We start from the raw sequence: 24,950 nt of genomic DNA on the forward strand, positions 1-24,950 counted from the left end.
AGCCACCGGGACGACACCCCGGGTGGACTCATGATCGGACGAGACGGGTGATCGCGGCAGTCGCTTCGTTCAGCTTGGTGTCGAGTTCCTGCTGGTCTGAGCGGGCGGCCTGGACGACGCAGTGCCGCATGTGGTCATCCAGCAACGCCAAGGCGAGCCCTTGCAGGGCGCTCGTCGCGGCACTGATCTGGGTCAGGATGTCGATGCAATACTGGTCCTCATCGATCATCCGCTCAATGCCACGCACCTGTCCCTCGATCCGCTTCGCCCGCATCAGATAGCGCGACTTATCGGTCAAATACCCGTGCTGCGCCGCACAGCACTCGGCCCGCTCGACCGCAACCGCGGGGATATCGGTGCTCACGCCGAGGCCGCCGTAACGTACTTGTGTGGGTCGGCGTCGAACCGAGGCCCGCACCCGGCGCAGCACAGGTAGTACCGCGTGCCCTCGAAGTCGCGGTAGAGGCCCTTGCTGACAGCGGCAGACTTGTCCACCACCGTGCCGGTCATGACGGGGCACTCCGCCGTGTCGGTACCGCCTGTGCCCGCCTGCCGGGCGCTGCGGGTCAGCTCGAGCGACTGCTCGCCGGGGCCGGTGTGCCCACAGCAAGACTGTCGGTGTGCATTGTCGGTCATCGTCGAACTCCTTCATCTCAGGCCCCCCGACCGTCTCACATTCACCTGAACGGGTACCCCAGCCGGGTACCCCGAATATATACCCCGGCGGGGTATTGACCGCAAGGGTTGCTCGGGATCGGCCGCGCGACCACCGCTCCGGCGCACTCGCCGCGACAGGAGGGCCTAGACATACCCGCCTGGGGTATGTTAAGCATGATTTGGAGATACCCACAGGGGGTATCTGAACTGGGTAGGAGAAGGCGATGACGACCAGCGAATACCAGGTGACAGGCATGACCTGCGGCCACTGCGAAATGTCCATCCGTGAGGAGGTCAGCCTTATCCCCGGTGTCGAGTCCATCGAGGTCAGCGCGCAGACGGGTCGGCTGCGTGTCACGGGAGCGCAGCAGGTGACCGACGAGCGGGTTCTCGCCGCGGTGGAAGAGGCTGGCTACTCGGCAGTGCGCAATCCATGAGTGCCATGCGCAGGCTGATCGTCTACGTGGTTGCGGTGACCGGTGTCTTCGCCAGCGCGTATGTGATCGGTGGGGTGGCAGTACCCGACTCGGCGGTCGCGCGGTGGGAGCACCGTGCCCCCGGTGGATCGCCCGCCGTGCCGGCGAGTGAACCGGGCGCCCCGCACGGTGGCGGCCACCAGCAGTGACGCAATGAAGCAGCGCGGGCCACAGGCCTGGCGATAGACCGCAAGTACGGATCGAGGAAAATGATGAGTGTGTCAGCGCCGTCGGGCGGCCGTAGTGTCGAGCTGGACATCGGCGGGATGACGTGCGCCTCGTGCGCGAACCGGATCGAGCGCAAACTCAACGGGCTCGATGGGGTCGAGGCCACGGTGAACTACGCCACGGAGAAGGCGAAGGTGCACGTCCCCGAGGGTTTCGATGCGCAGGCGCTGATCGACGAGGTGGCAAAGACCGGCTACTCGGCGACTCTCCCGCGGTCCTCGACGCCGGGGGCTGGAGGACCTGGTGCTGGGGTTGCCGGCGAGGACATGGACCCGGAGCTGACGTCCCTGAGGCAGCGGCTGATCGGCTCGGCTGTGCTGGCGGTGCCGGTAGTCGCGATGGCGATGGCACCGGCCCTACAGTTCACCTATTGGCAGTGGGCATCGCTCACGCTCGCTGCGCCAGTGATCGTCTGGGGTGCCTATCCGTTCCATCGGGCGGCGTGGATGAACCTCAAACACGGAACCGCCACCATGGACACCCTCATCTCGATGGGCACCCTAACAGCGTTCCTGTGGTCGCTGTACGCGTTGTTCCTCGGCACCGCCGGCACGCCCGGGATGACACACGGGTTCGAGTTCTCGATCGCTCCGTCGGACGGAGCAGGCAACATCTACCTCGAGGTCGGCGCAGGGGTCACGGTGTTCGTGCTCGCCGGCCGCTACTTCGAGAAGAGGTCCAAGCGGCAGGCCGGAGCAGCATTGCGCGCGCTCCTCGAGCTCGGCGTCAAGGACGTGGCAGTGCTGCGTGACGGCGCGGAGGTTCGGATCCCGGTCGCCGAGCTGGCCGTCGGCGACACCTTCGTGGTCCGACCGGGGGAGAAGGTCGCCACCGACGGGGTGGTCACGTCCGGATCCTCGGCCATCGATGCGTCGATGCTGACCGGCGAGTCCGTCCCGGTCGAGGTCTCCGTTGGGGACACGGTGACCGGAGCGACGGTCAATTCCGGAGGACGGCTTGAGGTGCGCGCCACCCGGGTCGGAGCGGATACGCAGCTCGCGCAGATGGCCAAGCTCGTCGAGGACGCGCAGACGGGGAAGGCCGAGGTGCAACGGCTCGCGGACCGGATCTCGGGTGTGTTCGTGCCGATCGTCATCGCGATCGCGTTCGCCACCCTCGGCGCGTGGCTCGGTGCTGGCTTCCCCGTCGCGGCCGCGTTCACTGCCGCGGTCGCCGTGCTCGTGATCGCCTGCCCGTGTGCACTTGGACTGGCCACGCCGACAGCGCTTCTCGTGGGAACGGGTCGTGGAGCCCAGATGGGTGTACTGATCAAGGGCCCGGAAGTGCTCGAGTCCACCCGCAAAGTCGACACCATCGTGCTCGACAAGACCGGAACGGTCACGACCGGCAAGATGACGCTGGCCGAGGTGATTGCAGAGGACGGCACCGACTCTGACGAACTGCTACGGCTAGCCGGTGCATTGGAGAACGCCTCCGAGCATCCGATCGCCCAGGCCATTGCCGCCGCGGCTCGCGACAGTGGCGGAGAACTGCCCACACCGGAAGGTTTCGCCAACGTCGAAGGACAAGGGGTGCAGGGCGTGGTCGACGGGCATGCCGTGATCGTGGGCCGCGAGAGTTTCCTGGCTGACTGGGCACTCGAACTGTCCCCTCGGACGGCGGCCGCGAAACGGGACGCCGAATCGGACGGTAAGACCGTCGTGGCGGTTGGCTGGGACGGTCAGGCGAAGGGCATCCTCGTTGTCGCCGACGCGGTCAAGCCGACCAGCGCCCAGGCCATCAGCGAACTGCGGGCCCTGGGCCTGAAGCCGGTGCTGCTCACCGGTGACAACGCCGCCGTCGCACAACGAATCGCGGCTGAAGTCGGCATCGACGAGGTCATCTCCGAGGTGATGCCGCAGGACAAGGTGTCGGTGGTCAAGCGCCTGCAGGATCAGGGCAAGGTCGTCGCCATGGTCGGCGACGGCGTCAACGACGCACCTGCGCTGGCCCAGGCCGACCTGGGCCTGGCAATGGGAACCGGCACCGACGTCGCGATCGAAGCCTCTGACATCACGCTGGTGCGCGGCGACCTGCGCAGCGCCGTTGACGCGATCAGGCTCTCTCGCAAAACGCTGAGCACGATCAAGACGAACCTGTTCTGGGCATTCGCCTACAACACCGCTGCGATACCGGTCGCTGCGGCGGGCATGCTCAACCCGATGCTGGCCGGGGCCGCGATGGCCTTCTCCAGCGTCTTCGTCGTCGGCAACAGCCTGCGGCTGCGTGGCTTCACCAGCGTCGCCAACTAACGTCGCCCCGGCCCCGGCCCCGGCCCTCCACCGCGGAGGGACCGGGGCCCTGCGTATCGGAACACCGCAGCACAGACTCCTGACAGCAGGTCACCGACGATGCATTCCCGCCGCAGCGGCCACGTCCGCTTCGCGGGCCGCGGGATCGGGCACACTCAGTGCGCCGGCTCGATGGAGCGCCCGCAACGCGAGTGCCGCGCCGGAACCGACGATGATGAGCACCAGCCAGATCAGCGCCGGGAACCCGAGCCGGTCCCCCAATGACATGAGCGCCCCGGTGCCGAGGTTGCCGGCCAGGATCCCCACGCCGACCACCGTGTTGTAGAGCCCGTAGTGGGTAGCGACGAGTCGATTGCCGGAGAGGCTGACGACCGTGTCCATCTCGAATGGGAAGACGGTCGCCGTGGCTATCGCCAGGCCCGCTGCCGCCAGCAACAGCGCCGCGATGGCGGCGACCTGCCCGGTCAGCGTTGCGGTCGGCACTGCTAGTAGCGGCACGAACGCCACCGTCATGAGCGCCATCCCGAGGCTGAGGCTGCGGGTGGGCCCGAACCGGCTCCGGAACCAAGCGGTGATCCGCAGCTGCCCGGCCACGGCGATCACACCGGTTACCACGAATACGGCCGCCACAAGGTAGGTCGACGCTTGCTCGCTGCTGGTGATCGACGCCGCGTGCAGTGGCAGCGCTAGATAGACCTGGAAAGAGAGCACGTAGGAGCCGATCATCGCGCACGAGAACAGCACGAACCGCCGGTTGCTGGCCACGGTCCGCCAGTCGGCAAGCACCGACGGCCGCGGCTCGGCTGTGGCTCTGCGGTCGCGCCGATCGCGTGGCAGAGCCAGGATCTGCGCGACGGTCAGCACGCCGAAGACCCCAGCGGCGACCGCCGATGTCACCTGGAAGTCGAAGGCCATCAACGCTACCCCGACCAGCGGGCCGATCAGGATGCCGCCCTGGTAGAAGATGTTGAAGATCGCGAAGGCTTCGATGCGCCGGTCTCCGGCGTCAGCGGCCAGGTACGCGCGCACCGCGGGGTTGAACAGTGCCCCGGCGAATCCGGTAGCTACGGATGCGATTAGCAGTGCAGGCAGCGATTCGACCGTCGCCAGCAGTACGAACCCGATGGTCCGCAGTAGGCACCCGGCGACGATGAGCGGCTTGAAGCCGAGTCGGTCGGCGAGGGTGCCGCCGATGAGGAACATCCCTTGCTGGGAGAAGTTCCGAATTCCCAGCACCAACCCGATCGCCCAGCCGGCGAGCCCGACGGGGCCAGCGAGGTATCCGGCTAGGTAGGGCATGAGCATGTAGAAGCCCAGGTTGATGGTGAATTGGTTGACCATCAACACCTGGCTGGGCCGGTCGAAGGTCCGGAACGTGGCGATGGGCCCCCTCATACGACGGTCAGCGGGTTGCGGACGTTGGTGGTGCGGGACCAGCGGGTGACCACGGTCCTGGCTGGGTCGGCGATGGTGATCGGCGCCAACGGTGGTGCGAGCGTCGGGTCGATGTTGTTGGCGTGGCAGTAGGCGTCGCTGTAGACGGTTCCGTAGTAGCGCTGGGGGCCGTCGGGGAAGATCGCAGCAACGACCGTGTCCGGCGAGCGGGTGCCGGCGATCCACCCGGCGACCTGGGCTACCGCACCGACGCTCCAGCCGCCGGTCGCGTAGTGCGTCGATGCCAAGGTCCGGCACGCCCACACCGACTCCTCGGGCGCGACCCAGTGCACTTCCGAGAACGCCGAGTAGTCGACGTTCTCCGGATAGATGCTCGAGCCAAGGCCACGCATGAGTCGCTTGTGCGCGGGCTGGCCGAAGATCGTCGATCCGATGGTGTCGACTCCGACGAGTTGCAGGTCCGGCAGGAACTGCCGCAGGGTGCGGCTGACCCCGGCCGAGTGTCCGCCGGTGCCGACCGAGCAGACGAGCACATCGATGTGCCCGAGCTGGGTCAGCAGCTCGAGGGCCAGCGGCTGATAGGCGCTGACGTTGTCCGGGTTGGTGTACTGGTCCGGGCACCACGCGGTCGGGTCCGCAGCCAGGTGCTCACAGACCCGGTCGCGTCGGGCTTGCTGCCATCCGCCCGCCGGATGAGGTTCCGTCACCAGGTCGACCTCGGCGCCGTAGGCGGCGAGCATCTGCGTCAGGATCGGCTCCAGCCCCGGGTCGGTCACCAGCGTCACCGGATGATCGTGCACGATGCCCGCGAGCGCCAGGCCGAGCCCGAGCGTGCCGCTGGTCGACTCCACGATCCGTGCGCCCGTCGTGAGATCCCCCCGTGCCTTGGCCCGTTCGATCATGTGCAGGGCAGGGCGGTCCTTCATGCCGCCGGGATTGAACCCCTCGAGTTTGGCCCAGAACCCGTGCCCGGCCGGCGCGAACGGTTCGGCGATCCGCATCACCGGAGTGTTGCCGACCAGGGCCGCCGGGCGCTCCGAGACAGGTCCGATGTCGAGGAGCGACCGGGCGGGCAACGGCGGGTGCAGCAATGACAGTGGGGGGCGAGAATCAGGAACCGTGGTCACTTCGGTGCTCACGTGCTGGGGTCCTTTCGGAAGCGGAAAAGGGCGGCACAGGTGTGTGGCACGCCACCCGGCGCGACGGTCTTGCAGGACCAGGACGGTCAGCGTGAGTCGGCAGATGGCGTGCCCGTGGCCCGCCGGGTGAAGACGTGCCACCGGTGATCAGTCCGGTGAGGGGTATCTGATCGCCCTCGACTGTGCGTGCCCTAACCAGGCCGTTACGTGTGCTCAAGATCAAGATTTGCTCAAGAACCGCGCCTCGGGTCGATCCTGGGCATACGGTCAGGCCACGATGGAGGCATGGATGCGATTGTTGCCGAGCCCAAGCCGACGGCGGTGACCGAACCGCGGCCGAAGCTGGGCCTGCGCGCGATGGTTGTCGAGGACGAGCCGGACCTCGCCGAGGTCATCGCCGACTACCTTCAGCGCAGTGGTTTCGATGTCGAGATCACCGGCGATGGAGCGGCCGCAGTCGCCGCCGCGCACCGAACTCCACCGGATGTCGTCGTCCTCGACCTCGGGCTGCCCTCGCTCGACGGTGTCGAAGTGTGCCGGCAACTGCGCACCTTCTCGGACGCCTACGTTGTCATGGTCACCGCCCGCGCCGACGAAGTCGACACTCTGGTCGGCCTGTCCGTCGGGGCGGACGACTATCTGACCAAACCGTTCAGCCCGCGGGAGCTGATCGCCCGAATCGAAGCAATGCTGCGCCGCCCCCGCGCCGGAACCGTCAACGGGCCCGCCATGCCCCAGGGCGCGGAGCGCCGCATCGGGGATCTGCTAATCGACCCGAACGGTCGGGAGGTGAGCGTCGCCGGTAGACCCGCGGCTCTCACCCGCACCGAGTTCGACCTTCTCGACGTCCTCTCCCGCCGCCCGGGCATGGTGTTCAGCCGCGACCAACTGCTCGCCGAACTCTGGGGACCGACCTGGGTCGGCGATGCACACGTCGTCGACGTCCACATCGCCAGCCTGCGTCGCAAGCTCGGCGACACCACCACCGAGCGGCGTTACATCCGCACCATCCGCGGCATCGGTTACCGAATGGGTGACGGCCGGTCGAAGCAATGAGCGCGCCCCGATCCGACGCACGGCGCACCCGTCGCCCACGTTCGGGGTTCACCACCAGGCTGTTCATCGCCCAGACCATCGTCATCGCCGCTGGCGCTGGGGCCTCCGCGCTGGTGGCGTGGACTGTCGCACCGCACCTGTTCCACACCCACATGGCCCACGCCGGCCTGCCGACCACCTCACCCCAAGCCAAACACGTCGAGGAGGCGTTCGCCTCCTCACTGGTGGTATCCGTCTCGGTCGCCCTGTTGAGCTCCGTGGTCCTCGCACTGGTCGTCAGCTGGCTGATCACCCGCCGCGTCCGACGCTCCATCGGCGCCGTGGTGACCTCGACGGCGAACATCGCCGCCGGCAACCACGCCATTCGCGTCCCGCCCAGCCGCCTGGGCCGCGAATTCAGCGACCTGACCCGCAGCGTCAACCGACTCGCCGAGCAAATCGATACCACCGAAGAGATCCGCCAGCAGATGCTCTCCGACCTCGCCCATGAACTCCGGACGCCGATCACCACCATCACCGCCCAAATCGAAGCCGCCGAGGACGGCATCCGCACGCCGGGCGCGCAAATGTACGGCGTCATCCGCAGCGCCACCGGCCGCCTCAAGCGACTCGCTGACGACATCGACGCCGTCTCCCGCGCCGGCGAACGACAACTACGCGTCGAAGCAGAGCCGACCGCGGTCAACGACATCACCACCGCCGCGGTCCGAGAAGCGCAACCCGGCTACGACGCCGTAGGTATCCACCTCGGCCTCGGACCCACCACCACCGACCTCGTCGACGCCGACCGTGCCCGCATCGGCCAGACCCTCGCGAACCTGCTCAGCAACGCACGCCGACACACCCCACCGGGAGGCAGCGTCACGGTCAGCAGCCGCCGCCGCGACCACAACCTCATCGACATCATCGTCGAGGACACAGGCGAAGGCATCGCCAGCGAACACCTCCCACACATCTTCGACCGCTTCTACCGCACCGACACCTCTCGCAGCCGCGACGCCGGCGGCAGCGGTATCGGCCTGACTATCGCCCGCGCGCTCGCCGAGGCCCACGACGGATCCCTCACCGCCACCAGCCGCGGCCCCGGACAAGGCGCCCAGTTCACCCTGACCCTGCCGGTCTACAAACGCCGCAACACCAAGCGAGAACACCCACCACCGGAACCCGGTACAGCCTCGAGCCCACTACCCCGACCGCCCCTTCAACGAACCCCACAGAGAATCCCTGCCAGAAAGACGAACCGATGAACCCGAAACGACTGATCACCACCGCCGCCGTCACCGCCACTATTGCCCTCGCCGTCACCGCCTGCGGCGACGACATGTCCACGATGAACATGAACGACGACACCAGCACTACCCCCACCTCAACCCAACCGTCGATGCCCGCAGGCCACTCGATGAGCAGCTCCCCGACTTCATCGCCGACACCTCACACAAGCATGCCGGGTATGTCGGGTATGCCAGGGATGGGCGACGGCAGCCCGACAGTCAGCCCCGCTGCCCCCTAAGCAGGGCCGCCCCCGACTTCCTCGACGTCAAACCAAGGAACCAATTCATGACACCGGTGACCAGACGAACAGCCCTCTTCGGCGGTCTCGCCGCGCTCAGCGTCGGCGCGCTCGCCGCATGTGGCGACAAGACCGCCAGCACGCCGAGTGGTGCCTCTCGTGCGCTGCAAGGACCGCCACTACAGGCCACACCCCAGGCCGGACAGAAGGTCGTTGAGACGACCCTCACCGCGCGCGAGACCACCGTAGACCTCGGCGGTATCACCGCCCGTACCTGGGCCTACGACGACGCCCTCCCCGGCAAGGTCCTGCGCGCCAACGCCGGAGACTTCCTCCGCGTCACCCTCGACAACAAGCTTCCCGCCGACACCACCATCCACTGGCATGGCATCCGCCTGCGTAACGAAGCTGACGGCGTTCCCGGCGTCACCCAGGATGCTGTGCGCCCCGGGGGGCGATTCGTCTACGAGTTCACCGCCCCGGACGCCGGCACCCACTACTTCCATCCCCACGTCGGTGCCCAACTCGACCGTGCCCTCTACGCTCCGATCATCATCGACGACCCCAATGAACCAGGCGCCTTCGACGCCGAGTGGATCGTCGTCCTCGACGACTGGACCGACGGCATCGGCAAGAACCCTGACCAGATCCTTGCCGACTTCCAAGCCAAGACCGGACCTTTGCAGACCGGAATGGGCGGGATGGGTGGCATGGACCACTCCTCGATGCCTGGCATGGGAAGCTCTCCGCTGGGCGATGCTGGCGACGTGGTCTACCCGCACTACCTCATCAACGGCCGAATCCCTACGGCGCCGACCGAGTTCCGCGCCAAGCCCGGACAACGCATCCGCCTGCGGATCATCAACGCCGGCTCCGACACCGTCTTCCGGGTCGCCCTTGGCGGTCACACGATGACCGTCACCCACACCGACGGACACAGGGTCAACGACATGCAGGCCCGCGCGCTCTTCGTCGCTATGGGGGAACGCTACGACGTGACCGTCACCGCAGGCGACGGCGCGTTTCCGCTAGTCGCCGCCGCCGAAGGTAAGAAGGGCCAGGCTCTGGCAGTCCTGCGCACAGGCTCCGGCGCCGCACCCGCCGCCGACATTCGCCCCGCGGAACTGGACGGCCCGGTCCTGCTCGGCGCCACCGAACTCACCGCCGCCGACTCCGCGCGCCTTCCTGACGCCCAGCCCGACTCCACGATCAAGGTCACTCTCAACGGCCAGATGGACCCGTACGCCTGGGGCATCAACGGCAAGAAGCACGGCGAAGACACGCCTCTGCGCGTCAGCAAGGGCCAGCGACTGCGGATGCAGATCACCAACGAAACGATGATGCTCCACCCCATGCATATCCACGGCCACACCTGGGGCCTCCCCGGCAGTGGCGGACTGCGCAAGGACACGGTGCTCATCAAGCCCATGGGCTCGGTCGAGGTCGACCTCGACGCGGACAACCCCGGAACCTGGGCCCTGCACTGCCACAACATCTATCACATGGAGATGGGCATGATGACCACCCTCAAGTACACCTGACGCGACCGACGTCTCCGCGGCTGCCCCCGATGGCGAGTGCGACCGACCAGCCACCAACTACTATGCTACTTAGTAGTTGGTGGCTGGTTCGTTAGCCGCCGAGAAGGGGTGAGGATGCGACGACAGTCCACACGGGCATCGCTGGGCGATGATGACCGTCCCCCGAGCGGCAGCTCGAGTCTGCGCCGGTGCGCCGGTGTGATCGCGGTGCTTGTGGTCGCGATGCTGCTCGGCGGGTGCGTTCAGCTCAGCGACCGGGCACGCGATGGCGGGATCATCGCTCCGGATGGCAAGGCCAGGCACTTCTACCCGCCCGAGCGGCGCAGCGTCGTCGGTGAGCTGTCCGGACGTAGTGTCACTGATCCCGGGGCCACGCTGCGACTGTCGGACTACGCCGGAAAGGTCGTGGTGATCAACGTCTGGGGCTCCTGGTGCGCCCCCTGTCGTCTCGAGGCTCCTGCTCTGGAAAAGGTGTACACGGCGCGCAAGTCCAAGGGTGTGCAGTTTCTCGGTATCGACGTTCGTGAAACCGCCGGCGACGATGCGGCGCGGGACTTCATCCGCTCCCACGGGCTGACCTATCCGTCGATCTACGATCCCCCTGGCAAGACGCTGCTCGCGCTCGGTGAGCAGTACCCGACCACAGTAGTGCCGATGACCTTCGTCCTTGATCGGCAGCATCGCGTGGCCGCGGCATACCTGACGACGATCGACGAGAAGACCCTCACCGATGCCGTGGACCGCGTCGCCGGGGAGGGCTGATGGGACAAGCCTTTGCCGACGCCGCCGTGTCAGGTCCGCTGATCCTGGCGATCGGGGCATGCCTGCTCGCCGGGTTGGTGTCCTTCGCCTCGCCGTGCATCGTGCCCCTTGTTCCCGGCTACTTGTCGTACCTCGCGGGGCTGGTCGGCGCCGAGGCTCCAGCGACGTCGATCGCAGAGCTCGGCGGCAGCGGAAAGGCGGTAGACCGGTCCGGTCGGTGGAGAGTGCTCGGCGCAGCCGCGTTGTTCGTCGGCGGGTTCACAGCGGCCTTCCTCTTGATGACGATGTCGGTGTTTGGTCTGGCGGCGACGATTCGGCTCAATGCAGAGACGCTGATGCGGATAGGTGGGGGAATCACCATCATCATGGGCTTGGCGTTCATCGGATTGGTCCCGGCACTTGCCCGCGAGGTGCGTTTTGCGCCACGACCCTGGACCACGCTTGCCGGTGCCCCGCTGCTGGGCGGGGTGTTCGCGCTCGGCTGGACTCCCTGTATCGGTCCCACCCTGGCGGGGATCATGTCGATCATTGTGGGCACCAACGCAGCGCCGGCACGCGGTGCCGCGCTGGTGGTGGCCTACTGCGTAGGCCTGGGCCTGCCGTTCATCGCACTCGCCGTCGGATCGACCGCCGCGGTGCGGGCCGTCGGATGGCTTCGCCGCAACAGCCGACGCATCCAGGTCGCCGGCGGCGTGCTCATGATCGCCGTCGGACTCGCCCTGGTCACCGGCTACTGGTCCGACTTCGTCGACATGGTCCGGCGGCTCTTCGTCTCCAACATCGTCATGCCGATCTGACAGGAATCGCCGTCGACACGCACCAACCAGTACGCCCGCGATCGCCCAGACGACTCGCGACGAGCAGCACCACCACGGTCCAGAATTGAGGAGATCTCACTCGTGACCACGCAGACAGCACGAAGGCTCCCATCCGCGACATCCACTCGGTGGGGGCCGGCTCATTGGCCGTGGACGCACACAGCGGTCAGGCTACTTCTGGCTGCCGCCGGCGGCGGAGCGATGTTCATCTCGTTCCCACCCACCGCGCTGTGGGGAGCGGCGCCGGTCGGTGTCGCGCTCGTGGTCGCCGCCGTGTGGGGCTGCGGAATCGGCCAAGCCCTGCTGTACGGCTACGCCGCGGGGCTGGCGTTCTTCCTGCCCTTGCTTCCGTGGGTAGGCATCTACGTTGGGGCTGGGCCGTGGATCGCGCTCGCCGCGGTCGAAGCCGTCGCGGTAGCGGTGTTCGGCGCCTTGGTCAGCCGGATGGTGGTTCTCCCCGGCTACCCGCTGTGGTGCGCCTGCGCGTGGACAGCGACGGAGGCACTGCGCAGCCGCCTGCCATTCGGCGGGTTCCCTTGGGGAAAGTTGGCGTTCGGGCAGACCGATGGGCCTCTCGTACAGTTGGCCGCGATCGCCAGCGCACCGGCCGTCTCGTTCGCGGTCGCCCTCATCGGGTGCTCCGGTTTCGCCGTGGTCCGCGCGGCACTGCGGAGGTCACCGCGCGCTGCTGTCCGTGCGTCGCTTGGTGGCATCCTCCCGTTCGCCGGCGCAGCACTCCTAATCGCGCTACCAGCGTACGAACCGCGAGCGAGCGTGACCGTTGCGGTGATCCAAGGCAACGTTCCCCGCCTAGGACTGGACTTCAATGCTCAGCGTGCCGCAGTGCTCGAGAATCACCTACGACGCACCGAGGACCTCGCCAGTGCCATCGAATCTGGCCAGATGCCCCGGCCCGCCATGATCGTCTGGCCCGAGAACGCCTCGGATATCGACCCGCTGCGCGATCGGCAGGTGCGCGCGCGGATCGATGAGACGGTCAACAGGCTCGGCGTACCTGTCCTCGTCGGTGCAGTGCTCTCCGCCGACGACGGCACATCACGCAACGTCTCCATCGTCTGGAACCCCGGCTCCGGTCCTGGACAGCAACACATCAAGCGGCGACTGGTGCCCTTCGGGGAGTACCTACCGATGCGGCCGCTCGCGACCCGCCTGTCCGCATACGCCGACAAGGCCGGCCGGTTCGTGCCTGGCGATGGTGACGGCATTGTCACCCTCGCTGGCATACCGACCGCGGCTGCCATCTGCTACGAAGTGGCCTTCGACGACCTCGTCCGTGAATCTGTACGCGGTGGAGCCCAGCTGATCACCGTGCCCACTAACAACGCGACCTTCGGCCGCACGGCCATGTCGTACCAACAACTGGCGATGTCCCGACTGCGGGCCATCGAGCACCGCCGCACCGTCCTGATCGCCGCGACGAGTGGCGTCAGCGCTGTCGTGACCCCGGACGGGACGGTCACCGACCAGTCCGCACTGTTCAGCGCGGATACTCTGATCGCGACTGTTCCCCTCGACGACCGGCTCACACTCGCCACCCGCTGGGGCGCGTTGCCCGAAGCGGTCACGTCCGCCCTGGCCGCTGCGGCCCTGATCGCCGCAACGGTGATCAAACGGCGCGCACGTCGCACCACCGGTCTCAAACAGTCGGTCCCCGCCGATACGACGCCCGTGCCCATCGACGAGCAGAAGACACCATGAGCGTCGCCCTTCCCCCCGGACCCGACGAGTGCGCCTCAACCCCGCCGTGGCATCGCCGGCACCGGTACGCACTGGCCCTTATTGCGATCGCTGCCGCGCTGCTGCTCATCGCCGTCTCGACCGCGCATTCGCTCACGGAAAAACCAGGAGACCACGATACCGCCTCCACCGGCACCCGCACTGGAACCGAGGCCCCACTCCAGGCCAGCTCAGCCCGCGGTGTACCTAAACCGCAGTGCGGCGGAACGAAATCGGTATCAGCCCGATCCGTTGGGCCCCTGGCAGATCTGTCCGAGCCCTGCCTCACTACCCCCGATGTGATCAACCTCGGACAACTCACCGCAGGCAGAACCACTTTGCTCAACTTCTGGGCGTCCTGGTGCGGGACGTGTCGCGAAGAAATGCCGATCCTCTCGCGCTATGCCCAACGCCCCGAAGCAGTCCAGGTACTCGGGATCAACGTCCGCGACGTCGAGAGTTACGCTCGTACCTTCGCCACCGATCTCGCCCTCGCGTACCCGAGCATCATCGACGCGGACGGCGCGGTCGCGAGGACACTGCAGATCCCGCCCCTGCTGCCGCTGTCCTTTCTCGTCCGCCCCGACGGCTCCGTGCAGCGGATCGTGGACCCGCTGGTCTTCCGATCAGTACAGGACATCGAGGACGCTGTTGCTAGGGCGCAACCCTCGCTTCCGGGCAAGTGAGCGCTTCAGTCGATGGAACGGTCAGAACACCCACCCGCACCTGCTCGACGACTCGCCGCGCCTGGTACCTGTACCGGCGGAGCGGGTGAGAGTACCTCGCCTGCGGACCTGGCGGGCTCGACCACTCACCATAAAGTACTATGCAAATTAGTAGTTGCGTGATGAGGCGGGTCGAGGGAGGCTGAATGGTTCTGCAACGGCGAACTCTGCTGGCGCGGACGGCAACCGGAATCGGAGCCGTCGCGATCACGTCCGCCTGCGGTGCCGAGCGGGGCGCGGTGCCGCTGAGCGGATCCTCGTCCTCACCGAAACCGTCGGGCGCCGTGCCACTGATCGAGCTGGCGCCGGCCGACGGCGCCGCGGAGGTCACACCCCGCACACCGGTCACTGTGCGTGTCGTGGGCACCGGCGCCCTCGCCGAAGTCACGCTCACCAACGAGGCGGGACGCGCCGTTGCCGGCACGTTGGACGCACCGCGCAAATCCTGGTCGGCCGGTGAGCCCCTTGGATTCGGCCGCACCTACCGCTTGCGAGCGGTCGCGGTCGATGAGGCAGGACGCCGGACCGAACGGCAGAGCACGTTCACCACTCTCGCGCCACAGGCGCAGGCGACGATGGAGCTGGCAACGACGGCGGGCACCCCGGTCGGCGAAGGGCGGACCTACGGTGTGGGGCTGGTGCTGGTGGCGAAGTTCGACACCGACATCGCAGACCGCGCCGAGGCAGAACGTCGTATGAAAGTCACCTGTACACCCGCGGTCGAGGGAGCGTGGTGCTGGGTCTCGAATACCGAAGCGCATTGGCGACCTGAGAAATACCACACGCCGGGCACTCAGATCACCGTGGACGCCGCGCTATACGGTGTCCGCCTGGGCGAGCGCCTCTACGGCGCCGAGGACGTGCGTGCCAGTGCGACCATCGGCGCCTCGCATGTCTCGATCGCCGACGACGCGACCAAGACGGTCACCGTCTACGACGGCGGTAATCTCGTCCGTACGATGCCCACCTCCATGGGCATGGGCGGCAGCGAGATCATCAACGGCAACACCATCAGCTTCTGGACCCAACGGGGCATCTACACCGTGATGGACAAGGCGAACCCGGTGGTGATGGACTCGTCCACCTACGGGCTACCGATCAACTCGCGCTTGGGGTACAAACAGACGATCAACTACGCGACACGGATCAGCACAGACGGTATCTACCTGCACCAACTCGACAGTTCTGTGTGGGCGCAGGGCAACACGAACACTTCCCACGGGTGCCTCAACCTCAACGGTGACAACGCTCGATGGTTCTTCGACTTCTCGGTCCCCGGCGACATCGTCGAAATCCGCAACACTGGCGGCGCACCTCTCGAGCAATGGCAGAACGGTGACTGGAGTGTGCCCTGGCAGCAGTGGACCAAAGCCAGCGCCCTGGCGTCGTCGGAAGGCCGCTGACCAGGACGGAGAATGGGCGAGGCAGTCCGGATCTGTCTGAGCACATCCCGGTAGCCCCGCCGACTCGTCACAACGTCATCACCCATATCGCCACCGCGATCGCGGCCGTAGCACCTGCTGCGACTGCGGTACGCCCCCACCGAGTGTGCGGGTCGGAGCGCAGCGGAAACAGCACCTGCCGGACCAGCGCGTAGGCAGCGAGTCCGATCACGAAGATCGCTCCCGAGTGCCGGACGCCCAGGAACAGGAATTCGGCCCCTATCGCCAGCGTCCCGCACGCCGCAGCTTCAAACAGCTGCACCGGATAGCGTGAAGCGGCCACCCTCCGATCCGATGACCACAGTGACCACCGCGACACGGTGACCTTTCCAGCGCAACAGCCGGTCAGCCAACACCCCGGCCTCCCGACGGCCATCCCTGCGAGCAGTGCCGGGGCAGCAGAATCGAGCACCGCGCCCCATGACAGTCCGATCGCCGGCGCCCCCATCACCAAGACCACCGCGGCAGCGGCGTTGAACCCCTGAATGCAGGCTCCGGAGGACAGCAGCTTCCGTAGCGGCATCCGATGGATTGCCAAGAACCACAACCGCGCGCCGAGAAACCCCACAGCACAGGCCACACCGCTGATCCCCACCGCCGCGAATGCAGAGCCGCCAGCGAGGGAGACGTTCACTGCCATGAGCGCGACCGCGACGACAGCGCCGAGCCCCACCAGCAGCGGCCAACACCACGCTGCCACCGCGGGCCCGTGTGCCAGAGGCGCGAACACCGTCCGGACCCGCATCTGCTGGTCCGGAAGCTTCATCTCGCCCGCCAGCTCGCCCGCCTGCGTCGCAGCCGGTGTCCACGCTGCTCGCACCCGAATATCCCACTCGCCTGCCGGGATCCCCGATAGCCGCTCGGTCACAGCGACCGGCCGCCCGCGGGCCGCCGCGAGACTGACATCGCGCTGGCAGGTGAATCGCCCTTGCGTATCGTCGGCCTCGGCGCCGATCCGTAGGCCCTCGTACTGCATCCGGAGCGCACCGGGAGCGCTGACCGCGTCTAGCACGTACGTAGCGGACAGTCCTTGTGGCTCCGCTTCGTTCACTGGGTCGCAACCGCCCACCGGACCGGTGATCGTCGAGATCCTCTCCGACGCCTGCACCGCGTCATGCCGCACCGGCGCGCCGACGGATTCGGTCACCGTTGGAAGGCCCACGTCTGGATCCGGCACGCTAGAGAGATGTTTCATCGATCAGGCCTCTCCCGAGATTGAGCTACTAACACGCTTAGTAGGTAACTACTATGTTGAATAGTAGATGAGGGGCGGGCAGGCCCGCCACCAAGAACTACTATGTGATCTAGTAGTTATGCTGAGTTCGAGGAAAGACAAGCGCGAGGTGAGGAGGGTGCACTGTGAGTGGTATGAACCGCAGGGCGGTCATTGGACGGGTGCGGTGGTGGCACGCAGCGGCTGGCGGTGCGCTGATCGCACTGGTGATCGCGATCCCCTCCCGAGTGCTTCCCAATCCTGTCTTCACCCGGATGACGCCGGTGCGCTGGTGGGACTACCTCGTCCTCGTGGTGGTGACCGTTCTCGCGGCCGCCTGGCTGGCAGCTCCGGTGGTGGCCGGGTGGAATCGTGGTGCTGTGCGAGGCACTTCCGGTGTGGTCCTGTCGACGCTCGCGGTGGGGTGCCCGTTGTGTAACAAGGTCGTCGTCGCGATGTTGGGCGCGTCGGGAGCGTTGACGCTGTGGGCGCCGCTGCAGCCCCTGGTTGCTGTCGTCTCGGCCCTCGCCATGGGTGCCGCGGTCGCCACCCGCTGGGGGATACGGTGGTCGTGGCGGGGCGGCGAGCCTGAGCATCCGCTACAGGTGAGCGAATGCCCCGCCGGGGTGTGCGACCCCTCGGCGAAGATGCCTGTGGCTGTGGACACGACCGCCGGGCATCGGCATTCGTGACTCGTCGAATAGCGGCACCGGAGCGTAGTGGCTCAAGGACGTAGGCGCTCGGGACTCGGTGTACGGTCGCTGAAATGCGACTCGTGGGTCGCACTCGCTAGTCACGATGAAGCGTCGCAGCGGATGTTGCTGCGCAGTTGGCCCCCCGGGGAACAGGCAAATCTCTCTGTCACGCTGCGCCACGGGCGCAGCGGGCTAGAGCGCTGGGCAGGAAATAGCGGACACGACGAGGGCTGCAAGCGCCACCGTAGCGGCTGATCCCAGGGCGGTGGCCGCGGCGACCGCGCCGCAGTGGCGCACGCGAGCACTGCGGCTCGCTGCGGGGAGCTGTAGGCGGCGGGCCCGCGCCGAGGTCGCGGTGGTCGCCATCGCCAGAGTAGGGCCCCGCCCGGCTGTCCCTGATCGCTGCCGCACCGATTGTGCGGAGGCCATCTGCAGCAGGGCCCGGTGTACCGTGGCCGCCCCGCAACGGCGTGCTGCTGCTCCGTCAGCGATCGCCTCGACCAATTCCCGCACGGCGCTCGGGGCGTTCCGGCACAGCGGGATCGGGCGCAGGACCTGCCCGATGACCTCAGTGATGGCAACGATCAGGTGGTGGCGACCGCGGAGGTGTGCGTGCTCGTGTGCCAGCACTGCCGCCAGCTCGGAGGGTGCCAACAAGGTCTGTAGGCCGCGGGAGATCACCACCATCCCGCCCCTGGGTGCGGCGATGGCGAATGCCAAGGGGGCGTCGTGCTCGAGGCACCACACTCGGCCGTCCCCGGCGGCTGGACTGGCCACCAGCCTTATTCGGTCGCAATGCAACGTCGCGACCGCCCGCCGGCGCGCGAGGACGAAGACGCAGCGCACGCCGGAGATCACGACGGAGCCCGCAATGAGCGCGGCTAGTGCGGCGCCGGTCGCCCGGCGTCCCTGCGGCACGGTGCCATGGACCGCCAGGGACCAGCAGTCTCCGAACGCAGTGGTTACCGAGTAGTCTGCGTGCAGCGGCAGCAACAGTGCCACGATCGCTAACGCCGTCAGCAGTCCAAGCATTGCCAGCGCTCCCACCCAGCCGATGAGCAGGGCAACTGGATCGAGCCGCGTACGCCCCGCGCGGGTGAGCAGCACAGGTCCGGCAGCCGCGATCGCAGCCGCCGCGACGACCAATGCCGCGAACACCGTCATCGTGTACTCATTCCCTCCATCCGGGTCCGGATTCGGATCTCGCGCACCGGGCTTAGTCTATTGCTGCCGTGACCGACGGCGTAGTGCCCGCCGGATGACCTTTGATTCCTCGTCCGACGCGGACTCGGTGAAGTGCAGCAGCACTGCCTCAGGATCGCCGGATGCATCCAGCACGTCACGCAGCGCCTGGGTCGCAGCCTCCGCGCGGCTGAGTGTCGGCTCGTAGAAGTAGGCCTTGCCGACCTTCTCGCGTTGGACCCACTGCTTGCGGTGCAGGTTGTCTAGAACCGTCATCACCGTGGTGTAGGCCAGTGCCCGCCCGGTGTCGAGGGCATCGACCACCTCCTGCACCTTCAAGGCGTGCTCACTGTCCCAGAGCACTTGCATGACCGCGGATTCCAACTCACCAGGCAAGGGTCGCACTCCTCCTTAGTACTATCGTGGATAGTAGCAGGATCTTGATTGAATCTTGAATACCGCAGGCCAACCCCATTGTAGGTGGCAGTTAAGGCTCTGCATCTGCTCGATCACCGCTTCCCTCTGTGGCGTCTGTGACGTACGGTTCGGATGGTACTCAAGGGGTGCCGGTGCGGCGCGTCAAACTTTGCGTAAAAAGATTGCGCACCAACAATATTCCGCTTCTGATCCCCTCGCGTGGGCGCAACCTCCCCGCGGGGGGCGGTCGGCTCGTTGAAGGAGATGTTCCGTGGTGAATCAGCATCGATGGGCGTCTGGAATGCAGCGGGCGGCGGCGGTGACGATCGTGGCTGCGATCGTGGTCGGCGGAGCGGATCCTGCGTGGGCGCGGCACGTGGGAGACGACCCTCGAGCAGGTCACTCGGTCGCGGTGGTTCCTTCGTTGATCGTGCGCCTTGCGGACTTTGATCAGCAGATCGCGGCTTTGCAGAACGACGTTGACATTCGGCGGCAGTCGGTGAACAAGGCGGTGATCGACGTGGCGTTGGCCGCCGACGCTGCGCGGGCCGCGACGAATGCAGTAGTAGTTGCGGATCGGGAGGCCGTGGCTTCCGACCAGGCAGTGGATGCTGCTCAGCGCAGGCTCGATGAGATGCTCCGCGCCGCCTACATGCAGGGGAACACCTCGGGCGGGGTCGCGGATGCTCTGACCGCCCCGGATGGGCAGACGGCGGTAGACCGCACTGCGGTTCTTCGGCGCGTTGCTGCCGCCCAGGCAGGTACTGTCACCGGCCTCAATGACGCCCGGCGGCGGGCGCGATCGAGCCGCGATGCTGCGCGGATCGCGAAGATCTCCGCGGATGCAGCGGCTGGCGCGGCTGCCGACCGCCGCACCCGAGCGCAGGGGTCGGTGGCCCAGACCCTGGAGGCGCTGCGTTCGGCGACCGATCAACGCCGACGGTTGGATTTGCGTCGGCAGACGGCCGCAAGGGCGCTCGCCGAGGCGAAGGCGAAGTCCGGGGATGCCGCAGGTCAGCAGCGGATCTATGACCAATACGTCGTCAGCGAACAGCAGACAGTGACGGTGCCTTCCTCGCAGCCGGCTCCTGCACCGGCGGCACCCCCGAACGCAAGCACACCCGTAGCGGCTCCTTCTGCGGCACCGGCAGTGTCGGCGCCCGGGGGGCCACCGTCGGCCGCGACCGCAGCGTCGTCGTTGCTCGGGCAACTGAGCAACCTGTTCGGGTTCACGCCGCAACCGCAGACCGCATCCCAGGTCCCGGCTCAAGCGGCAGCCCAGGTGCCTGCAATCCAGGCACCAGTAGCGCCTGTGTCAGTCGCGTCGATGTCGGGCAAGCAAATGATTGACACGGTCATTGCCCGGGGCCTGTCGGTGGTCGGCACCAGATATTCCTGGGGGGGTGGTGATATCAACGGCCCCACCGTCGGGGTCCGCGACGGCGGCGTTGCCGATACCTTCCGTGACTTCGAGAACCCGGGATTTGATTGCTCGGGCCTGACGCTGTTCGCATTTGCTGCCGTCGGCATCAAGCTCCCGCACTACAGCGGCTACCAGTACAACATCGGCAAGAAGGTTCCGCTCGCTGAGATCAAGCGGGGTGACCTGATCTTCTTCGGCCCGAATGCGAGCCAGCACGAAGCGCTCTATCTGGGTGACAACCAGATGCTTGAGGCACCCGAGTCCGGATCGACGGTCAAAGTATCGCCGCTGCGCACCGACGGCGCGATGCCCTACGTGGTCCGGCTGATCAATTCGTAGACCCAGTTCTAGTTACGACCTGTCGAAGGCTGTGGGAACGGTACTGCTGCTGGAGTGGGAGTCCGGCGACGGCCTGAATGCTGTGGTGGAAATGCCATGTTGCTGGGACTGGCGAGATGCCAACTCCGTGGGACTGCGTGATGCAGTGCAGGTGAGAAGGCTGACAGTCGCCAGGTAGGTCGGGACCCTACACCTGCCCGGAACTCCGCCTGCGGCGCGATCGGCTCCGGCGGGACGCCCTCAGTTCGCGAACGAGGTGTCCGGCGCCACCACGTCGCCGGCCTCGGCCAGGGTGCGGAGTTGCTTCTCCTGGAGTTTGCTCAGCATGTGGGTGTTGACGATCTGATCGTGCGTCCGCGCGGCCTGCTGGTATGCCTCGCGTCCCATCTCGGTGAGCTCGGTGACCGTCATCCGGCGATCGCCGGGCTCGCCGCCCCTGACGACGAGACCCCGCTCGGCCAGGTCGCCGAGAACGCGCGACAGTCGACTGCGACTGATGAGCACCGCCGCTGCGAGGTCTTTGACCGGGACCGGCTCGGTCTGTCCTGCTAGACGTAGAAGTACCTCGAACGTCGACATCGACAAGCCGTGACGAGCCTGCAGCTGCATATCGACCTCGTGCGAGATGCGGTGGTACATCCGCACGACGGCGTACCACGCGTCATCGGCATCGCCGCGTTCGGCGCCTGGTGGGGGGTTCAACTGCACGGTGCAGACTCCTCATGGTCGGGCATCACCAACACTAGGTTGGCGCTGAGCACTGCCTCAACTACTATAGGTGCGTGCGCACGCACCTATATGGCCCTGACCGCGGCTCTCGCCCGGCTCGATCGCTGGAGTGGGCGTCGCATCGATATCCCCACCGCTGTCTCAGAGAACCAGGATCACTCATGCAGGGCGATAGAAGCGATCGTGTCCTGACAGTCACGACGAAGACGCTCGCGGTCCTCGTTGCACTGGTCGCTACGGGTCAGGCGGCCCTGGCCGGACGGTTCATGGCGGGGGACTTCGAGGCCATCGAGATCCACACCGAGATGGCGTCCGTACTCGGCGCCCTCGTGATCCTGACGGCAATCGTCGCCGCTGCCCGCGCCGTCCGTCGCCGCAGTCTCGGGCCCGAATTGGCTGTCGCTGGACTCCTCGTGGCCGGCACCGCGACCCAGGCTGCAGTCGCCAACATCAACCTGCTCGCAGTCCACGTTCCGTTGGGTGTCGCGGTGATCGCCCTGAGCTACTACCACGTGGCACGAACCCTTCGATCGCCCACGGCGCCCACGGTGCGAGTACTGGACGAAATCGGTGCTGGCCAGTGAACCCACGGATCTCACGGCGCACCGCACTGCGCGGATTGGTCGCTGCGGCCGGCGTCGCGGCCGCCGGCGCGTTGACCGCATGGGAACTGTCCGGGGCGAAGGTCGTCGGAAACACCGTCGAAAGCACCGCCCGCCTACCCGAACCGTACTCGCTGGTAGGCGCAGTGCCTCGCAGCGCAACACCCCGCCTCGTCGACGCCGGGGGAGAGCGCTACCGGTTCGTCCAGCAGCGGCGCCGCATCGAGATTCTCCCGGGGTATCACACCGAGATCTGGGGCTACGAAGGTCAGTTCCCGGGGCCGACCATCAGGGCGACGCGAGGTCGACCGGTCTCCGTGGACCTCGTCAACGACCTCGAGGTTCCCACGGTCCTGCACCTCCACGGCGGTCACACCCCTGCGGAGTCCGACGGGTATCCGACGGACGTGATCCTTCCTCGCACCCCGAATCCGCACGCAGGCATCCACAGCGGCATGCATGCGCCCGACCCGCTGGCGAAGGTCGTCACCGGCGGCAGGACGTACACGTACCCGAATCAGCAGGAAGCAGCCATGCTCTGGTATCACGACCACCGGATGGACTTCACCGGTGCGTCAGTGTGGCGCGGCCTCGCGGGCATGTACATCATCGATGACCCGAACGACGGGAGCCTCGGCCTGCCCGCCGGCGACCGTGACATCCCGATGATGCTCTGCGACCGCTCGTTCGATCACGACGGCCAGCTCGTGTACCCCGCACTCGACGCTACGGCGATGATGACGCCCGGCGTCACGGAGCAGTACATGACGGGGGTGCTCGGGGACGTCATGCTCGTCAACGGTGTTCCATGGCCGCGCTACCGGGTACCCGGTGTGCGGCACAGGCTCCGGTGGCTCAACGCCTCGAACGCCCGCGTGTACAAGCTGCGCGTCGTCAGCTCCAACGCGCAGGCTCCGGGATTGGTCCAGATCGGCTCCGATGGCGGGCTGTTGTCGGCACCCCAGGACCTGACCGAGCTGAACATCGCGCCCGGCGAGCGGTTCGACACGATCCTCGATCTCCGCGGCTTCCGCCGCGGCGACACAGTCACAATCGTCAACGACCTCGGGGAGGGTCGCATGACCGAGGTCGCCCGTTTCGAGGTCACCGAAGAGGCCACTGACACTTCACGCGTTCCGGACCGCCTGACGACGATTCCGGCAGTCCGTCGGGCCGACGCCGTCCGTACTCGTGACCTGCACTTCCAGATGGGAACCATGGCCAACGGCCGGCACGGCTGGCTCGTCAACGGCCGCGGCTACGATCCGCATCGAACCGATATCGACGCCGAGCTCGGAGACCTGGAGATCTGGCGAATCACCAGCAACTTCAACCACCCGGTACATGTGCATCTCAACGCCTTCCTCGTGCTCAGCGTCAACGGAGACGAACCGAGGCGGGAAGACCGAGGTTGGAAGGATACGTTGAATCTCGGTGCCGGCGAACGCGCCGAGATCGCGATCCGGTTCACGGACTACACCGGTCGCTACCTCGTGCACTGCCACAACCTCGAACACGAAGACATGGCGATGATGGCGAATCTCGTGGTTCGTCGATGACCACCGTCTTCTACGGGTGGTCCTCGCTCAGGGAGGCGTACGACTCCTTGACGAACCTCAGGTGCGACCATGTCTCCACGCCGGCGACGGTCGGCAGCGCGCGGACAGCGTCGACGGTGTCCGCCAGTCCGGCGGCCGACGGCGCGCGGACCGTCGCCAACAGATCGAAGGCGCCGACGGTGCGAGCGAGGAAGCGCGCTCCGGCGACCGCCGCGACATCGAGTGCAGCGTCCCGCGCTGAGCCGCGCGCGTGGATCCCCATGCCCAGCGCGTGCTCCGAGCCGCGGCTGACGATCGGGCCGATCCGCACCACCGACCCCTGGACCAGGCGGAGCACGCGCCGTCGCGCCGCAGCGGCGGACAGTCCGGCCGCAGCGCCGAGCTCCACGTACGAGGCCCGGCCGTCGGTCTCGAGGACGCGGAGCAGTGCGAGGTCCGCAGCGTCGAGTTGCGCAGCGACCTCGCCGACCGGGCCGACCGCGTCCCGGATCACCTCGCGATAGGCGAGTGCTTCCACGCGCACCGCGCCGGGGAGACCGCGCATGCGGGTCAGGGCGGCGTCGACGGCGGCGTCCGATCCGCAGCGGATCTCCGCGGCCACCGCGAACCGGCCGGTGGTGATCGAGACGTAGACGACTTCCGGCAGTGCGGCGATGGCCTCCGCGACGGGGGAGGCGGCACCGTCGACCTGGATGCGGGCGTAGCAGATTGTGCCCCGGCCGAGCACGGACGGATGCACGACGCCCTGCACCGTGAACGCCCCGGAGTCGAGGAGGCGGCGCAGACGGGCGGCGACGGTGGCGCGGGTGATGCCGGCCGCCGAGGCGAGCTCGCGATGACTCCTGCGCCCGTCGCCGTCGAGCAGCGCCACCAGCATCCGATCGATCTCGTCCATCGGGCCTCCCGTGATTTCCTCCGCCGACTTTTCGACCGATCGGCTGTGCCAATAGTGCACCAACGGGGGCGCCGACGATCGCAGAAGGCATTGTTGTGGTGCGACTGGTGCGCAGAACACGCATGATGAGAATCAGTCGACTATCGAACTGCTTGCGG

General features: G+C 67.0%; 24 protein-coding genes. 15 read left to right on the forward strand and 9 right to left on the reverse strand.

From position 1 onward, the window contains the following. Positions 1-28: 28 nt before the first annotated feature. Complete coding sequence (locus tag FK268_RS09595) at positions 29-364, reverse strand: metal-sensitive transcriptional regulator (protein ID WP_019201621.1); 336 nt, start codon at positions 362-364, stop codon at positions 29-31. Next, the gene (locus FK268_RS09600) at positions 361-636 is read right to left on the reverse strand and encodes a YHS domain-containing protein (protein ID WP_019201622.1); all 276 of its coding nucleotides are present in this window, start codon (positions 634-636) and stop codon (positions 361-363) included. Before FK268_RS09600 ends, FK268_RS09595 begins: the two co-directional genes overlap by 4 nt. Positions 637-881: 245 nt before the next feature. On the opposite strand from FK268_RS09600, the gene FK268_RS09605 reads away from it, so the two are divergent. From FK268_RS09605 to FK268_RS09615, 3 genes are all read left to right on the forward strand, one after another. Then, the gene (locus tag FK268_RS09605) at positions 882-1,094 is read left to right on the forward strand and encodes a heavy-metal-associated domain-containing protein (protein ID WP_019201623.1); all 213 of its coding nucleotides are present in this window, start codon (positions 882-884) and stop codon (positions 1,092-1,094) included. Positions 1,095-1,099: 5 nt separating this feature from the next. After that, a complete protein-coding gene (locus FK268_RS09610) occupies positions 1,100-1,282 on the forward strand; it encodes a hypothetical protein (RefSeq protein WP_139057781.1) in 183 nt (60 codons plus the stop codon). Positions 1,283-1,351: 69 nt separating this feature from the next. Further along, entirely contained in the window at positions 1,352-3,613 is a 2,262-nt protein-coding gene (locus FK268_RS09615) for a heavy metal translocating P-type ATPase (RefSeq protein ID WP_371190617.1), read from the forward strand. Positions 3,614-3,703: 90 nt separating this feature from the next. Here FK268_RS09615 and FK268_RS09620 read toward each other — a convergent pair whose 3' ends face one another. Then, positions 3,704-4,996, reverse strand: coding sequence for an MFS transporter (locus FK268_RS09620; RefSeq protein ID WP_175546284.1), 1,293 nt, complete (start codon positions 4,994-4,996; stop codon positions 3,704-3,706). An 8-nt stretch (positions 4,997-5,004) separates the two neighbouring features. Next, complete coding sequence (locus tag FK268_RS09625; protein WP_051158972.1) at positions 5,005-6,084, reverse strand: PLP-dependent cysteine synthase family protein; 1,080 nt, start codon at positions 6,082-6,084, stop codon at positions 5,005-5,007. 348 nt (positions 6,085-6,432) lie between these two features. On the opposite strand from FK268_RS09625, the gene FK268_RS09630 reads away from it, so the two are divergent. From FK268_RS09630 to FK268_RS09665, 8 genes are all read left to right on the forward strand, one after another. Next, positions 6,433-7,203 carry a response regulator transcription factor gene (locus FK268_RS09630; RefSeq protein ID WP_051158842.1) on the forward strand — a complete coding sequence of 257 codons (771 nt, stop codon included), beginning with the start codon at positions 6,433-6,435 and terminating at the stop codon, positions 7,201-7,203. Next, positions 7,200-8,450 carry a sensor histidine kinase gene (locus FK268_RS09635; RefSeq protein WP_019201628.1) on the forward strand — a complete coding sequence of 417 codons (1,251 nt, stop codon included), beginning with the start codon at positions 7,200-7,202 and terminating at the stop codon, positions 8,448-8,450. Before FK268_RS09630 ends, FK268_RS09635 begins: the two co-directional genes overlap by 4 nt. Before the next feature lie 310 nt (positions 8,451-8,760). After that, entirely contained in the window at positions 8,761-10,254 is a 1,494-nt protein-coding gene (locus FK268_RS09640; protein WP_019201630.1) for a multicopper oxidase family protein, read from the forward strand. Positions 10,255-10,452: 198 nt separating this feature from the next. Next, complete coding sequence (locus FK268_RS09645; protein WP_019201631.1) at positions 10,453-11,016, forward strand: TlpA disulfide reductase family protein; 564 nt, start codon at positions 10,453-10,455, stop codon at positions 11,014-11,016. After that, positions 11,016-11,813, forward strand: a complete 798-nt coding sequence (locus FK268_RS09650; protein WP_019201632.1) for a cytochrome c biogenesis CcdA family protein — start codon at positions 11,016-11,018, stop codon at positions 11,811-11,813. The genes FK268_RS09645 and FK268_RS09650 overlap by 1 nt, the downstream gene beginning before the upstream one ends. Positions 11,814-12,035: 222 nt before the next feature. Then, positions 12,036-13,553 (forward strand): apolipoprotein N-acyltransferase, encoded by a 1,518-nt coding sequence (gene lnt / locus FK268_RS09655; protein ID WP_019201633.1) that lies wholly within the window; start codon positions 12,036-12,038, stop codon positions 13,551-13,553. Next, on the forward strand, positions 13,550-14,257 hold the full coding sequence (locus tag FK268_RS09660; RefSeq protein WP_081585946.1) for a TlpA family protein disulfide reductase: 708 nt from the start codon (positions 13,550-13,552) through the stop codon (positions 14,255-14,257). Before lnt ends, FK268_RS09660 begins: the two co-directional genes overlap by 4 nt. A gap of 185 nt (positions 14,258-14,442) precedes the next feature. After that, positions 14,443-15,699: a L,D-transpeptidase gene (locus tag FK268_RS09665; RefSeq protein WP_019201635.1), complete on the forward strand. Its 1,257-nt coding sequence runs from the start codon at positions 14,443-14,445 to the stop codon at positions 15,697-15,699. A gap of 67 nt (positions 15,700-15,766) precedes the next feature. On the opposite strand, the gene FK268_RS09670 is transcribed toward FK268_RS09665, so the two are convergent. Further along, positions 15,767-16,885 (reverse strand): prolipoprotein diacylglyceryl transferase family protein, encoded by a 1,119-nt coding sequence (locus FK268_RS09670; RefSeq protein WP_158635062.1) that lies wholly within the window; start codon positions 16,883-16,885, stop codon positions 15,767-15,769. Positions 16,886-17,106: 221 nt separating this feature from the next. Here FK268_RS09670 and FK268_RS09675 point away from each other — a divergent pair, with 221 nt between their 5' ends. After that, on the forward strand, positions 17,107-17,643 hold the full coding sequence (locus FK268_RS09675) for a hypothetical protein (protein WP_019201637.1): 537 nt from the start codon (positions 17,107-17,109) through the stop codon (positions 17,641-17,643). A gap of 195 nt (positions 17,644-17,838) precedes the next feature. Here FK268_RS09675 and FK268_RS09680 read toward each other — a convergent pair whose 3' ends face one another. Further along, positions 17,839-18,810, reverse strand: a complete 972-nt coding sequence (locus FK268_RS09680) for a M56 family metallopeptidase (RefSeq protein ID WP_019201638.1) — start codon at positions 18,808-18,810, stop codon at positions 17,839-17,841. Between the two features lie 57 nt (positions 18,811-18,867). Beyond that, a complete protein-coding gene (locus FK268_RS09685) occupies positions 18,868-19,233 on the reverse strand; it encodes a BlaI/MecI/CopY family transcriptional regulator (protein ID WP_040765956.1) in 366 nt (121 codons plus the stop codon). A 283-nt stretch (positions 19,234-19,516) separates the two neighbouring features. Here FK268_RS09685 and FK268_RS09690 point away from each other — a divergent pair, with 283 nt between their 5' ends. Beyond that, on the forward strand, positions 19,517-21,007 hold the full coding sequence (locus FK268_RS09690; protein ID WP_126195761.1) for an NlpC/P60 family protein: 1,491 nt from the start codon (positions 19,517-19,519) through the stop codon (positions 21,005-21,007). A gap of 240 nt (positions 21,008-21,247) precedes the next feature. On the opposite strand, the gene FK268_RS09695 is transcribed toward FK268_RS09690, so the two are convergent. Further along, positions 21,248-21,715 (reverse strand): MarR family winged helix-turn-helix transcriptional regulator, encoded by a 468-nt coding sequence (locus FK268_RS09695; protein ID WP_146433515.1) that lies wholly within the window; start codon positions 21,713-21,715, stop codon positions 21,248-21,250. 182 nt (positions 21,716-21,897) lie between these two features. Here FK268_RS09695 and FK268_RS09700 point away from each other — a divergent pair, with 182 nt between their 5' ends. Together FK268_RS09700 and FK268_RS09705 are read left to right on the forward strand one after the other, a co-directional pair. Then, positions 21,898-22,320, forward strand: coding sequence for a hypothetical protein (locus FK268_RS09700; protein WP_146433517.1), 423 nt, complete (start codon positions 21,898-21,900; stop codon positions 22,318-22,320). Continuing rightward, positions 22,317-23,897, forward strand: a complete 1,581-nt coding sequence (locus FK268_RS09705; RefSeq protein ID WP_231707009.1) for a multicopper oxidase family protein — start codon at positions 22,317-22,319, stop codon at positions 23,895-23,897. Before FK268_RS09700 ends, FK268_RS09705 begins: the two co-directional genes overlap by 4 nt. 10 nt (positions 23,898-23,907) lie before the next feature. Here the strand turns inward: FK268_RS09705 and FK268_RS09710 are convergent, their stop codons facing one another. After that, positions 23,908-24,792 carry an Lrp/AsnC family transcriptional regulator gene (locus FK268_RS09710; protein ID WP_146433519.1) on the reverse strand — a complete coding sequence of 295 codons (885 nt, stop codon included), beginning with the start codon at positions 24,790-24,792 and terminating at the stop codon, positions 23,908-23,910. Positions 24,793-24,950: the final 158 nt, after the last annotated feature.

Source organism: Tsukamurella sputi (assembly GCF_007858445.1).
GTDB lineage: Bacteria > Actinomycetota > Actinomycetes > Mycobacteriales > Mycobacteriaceae > Tsukamurella > Tsukamurella sputi.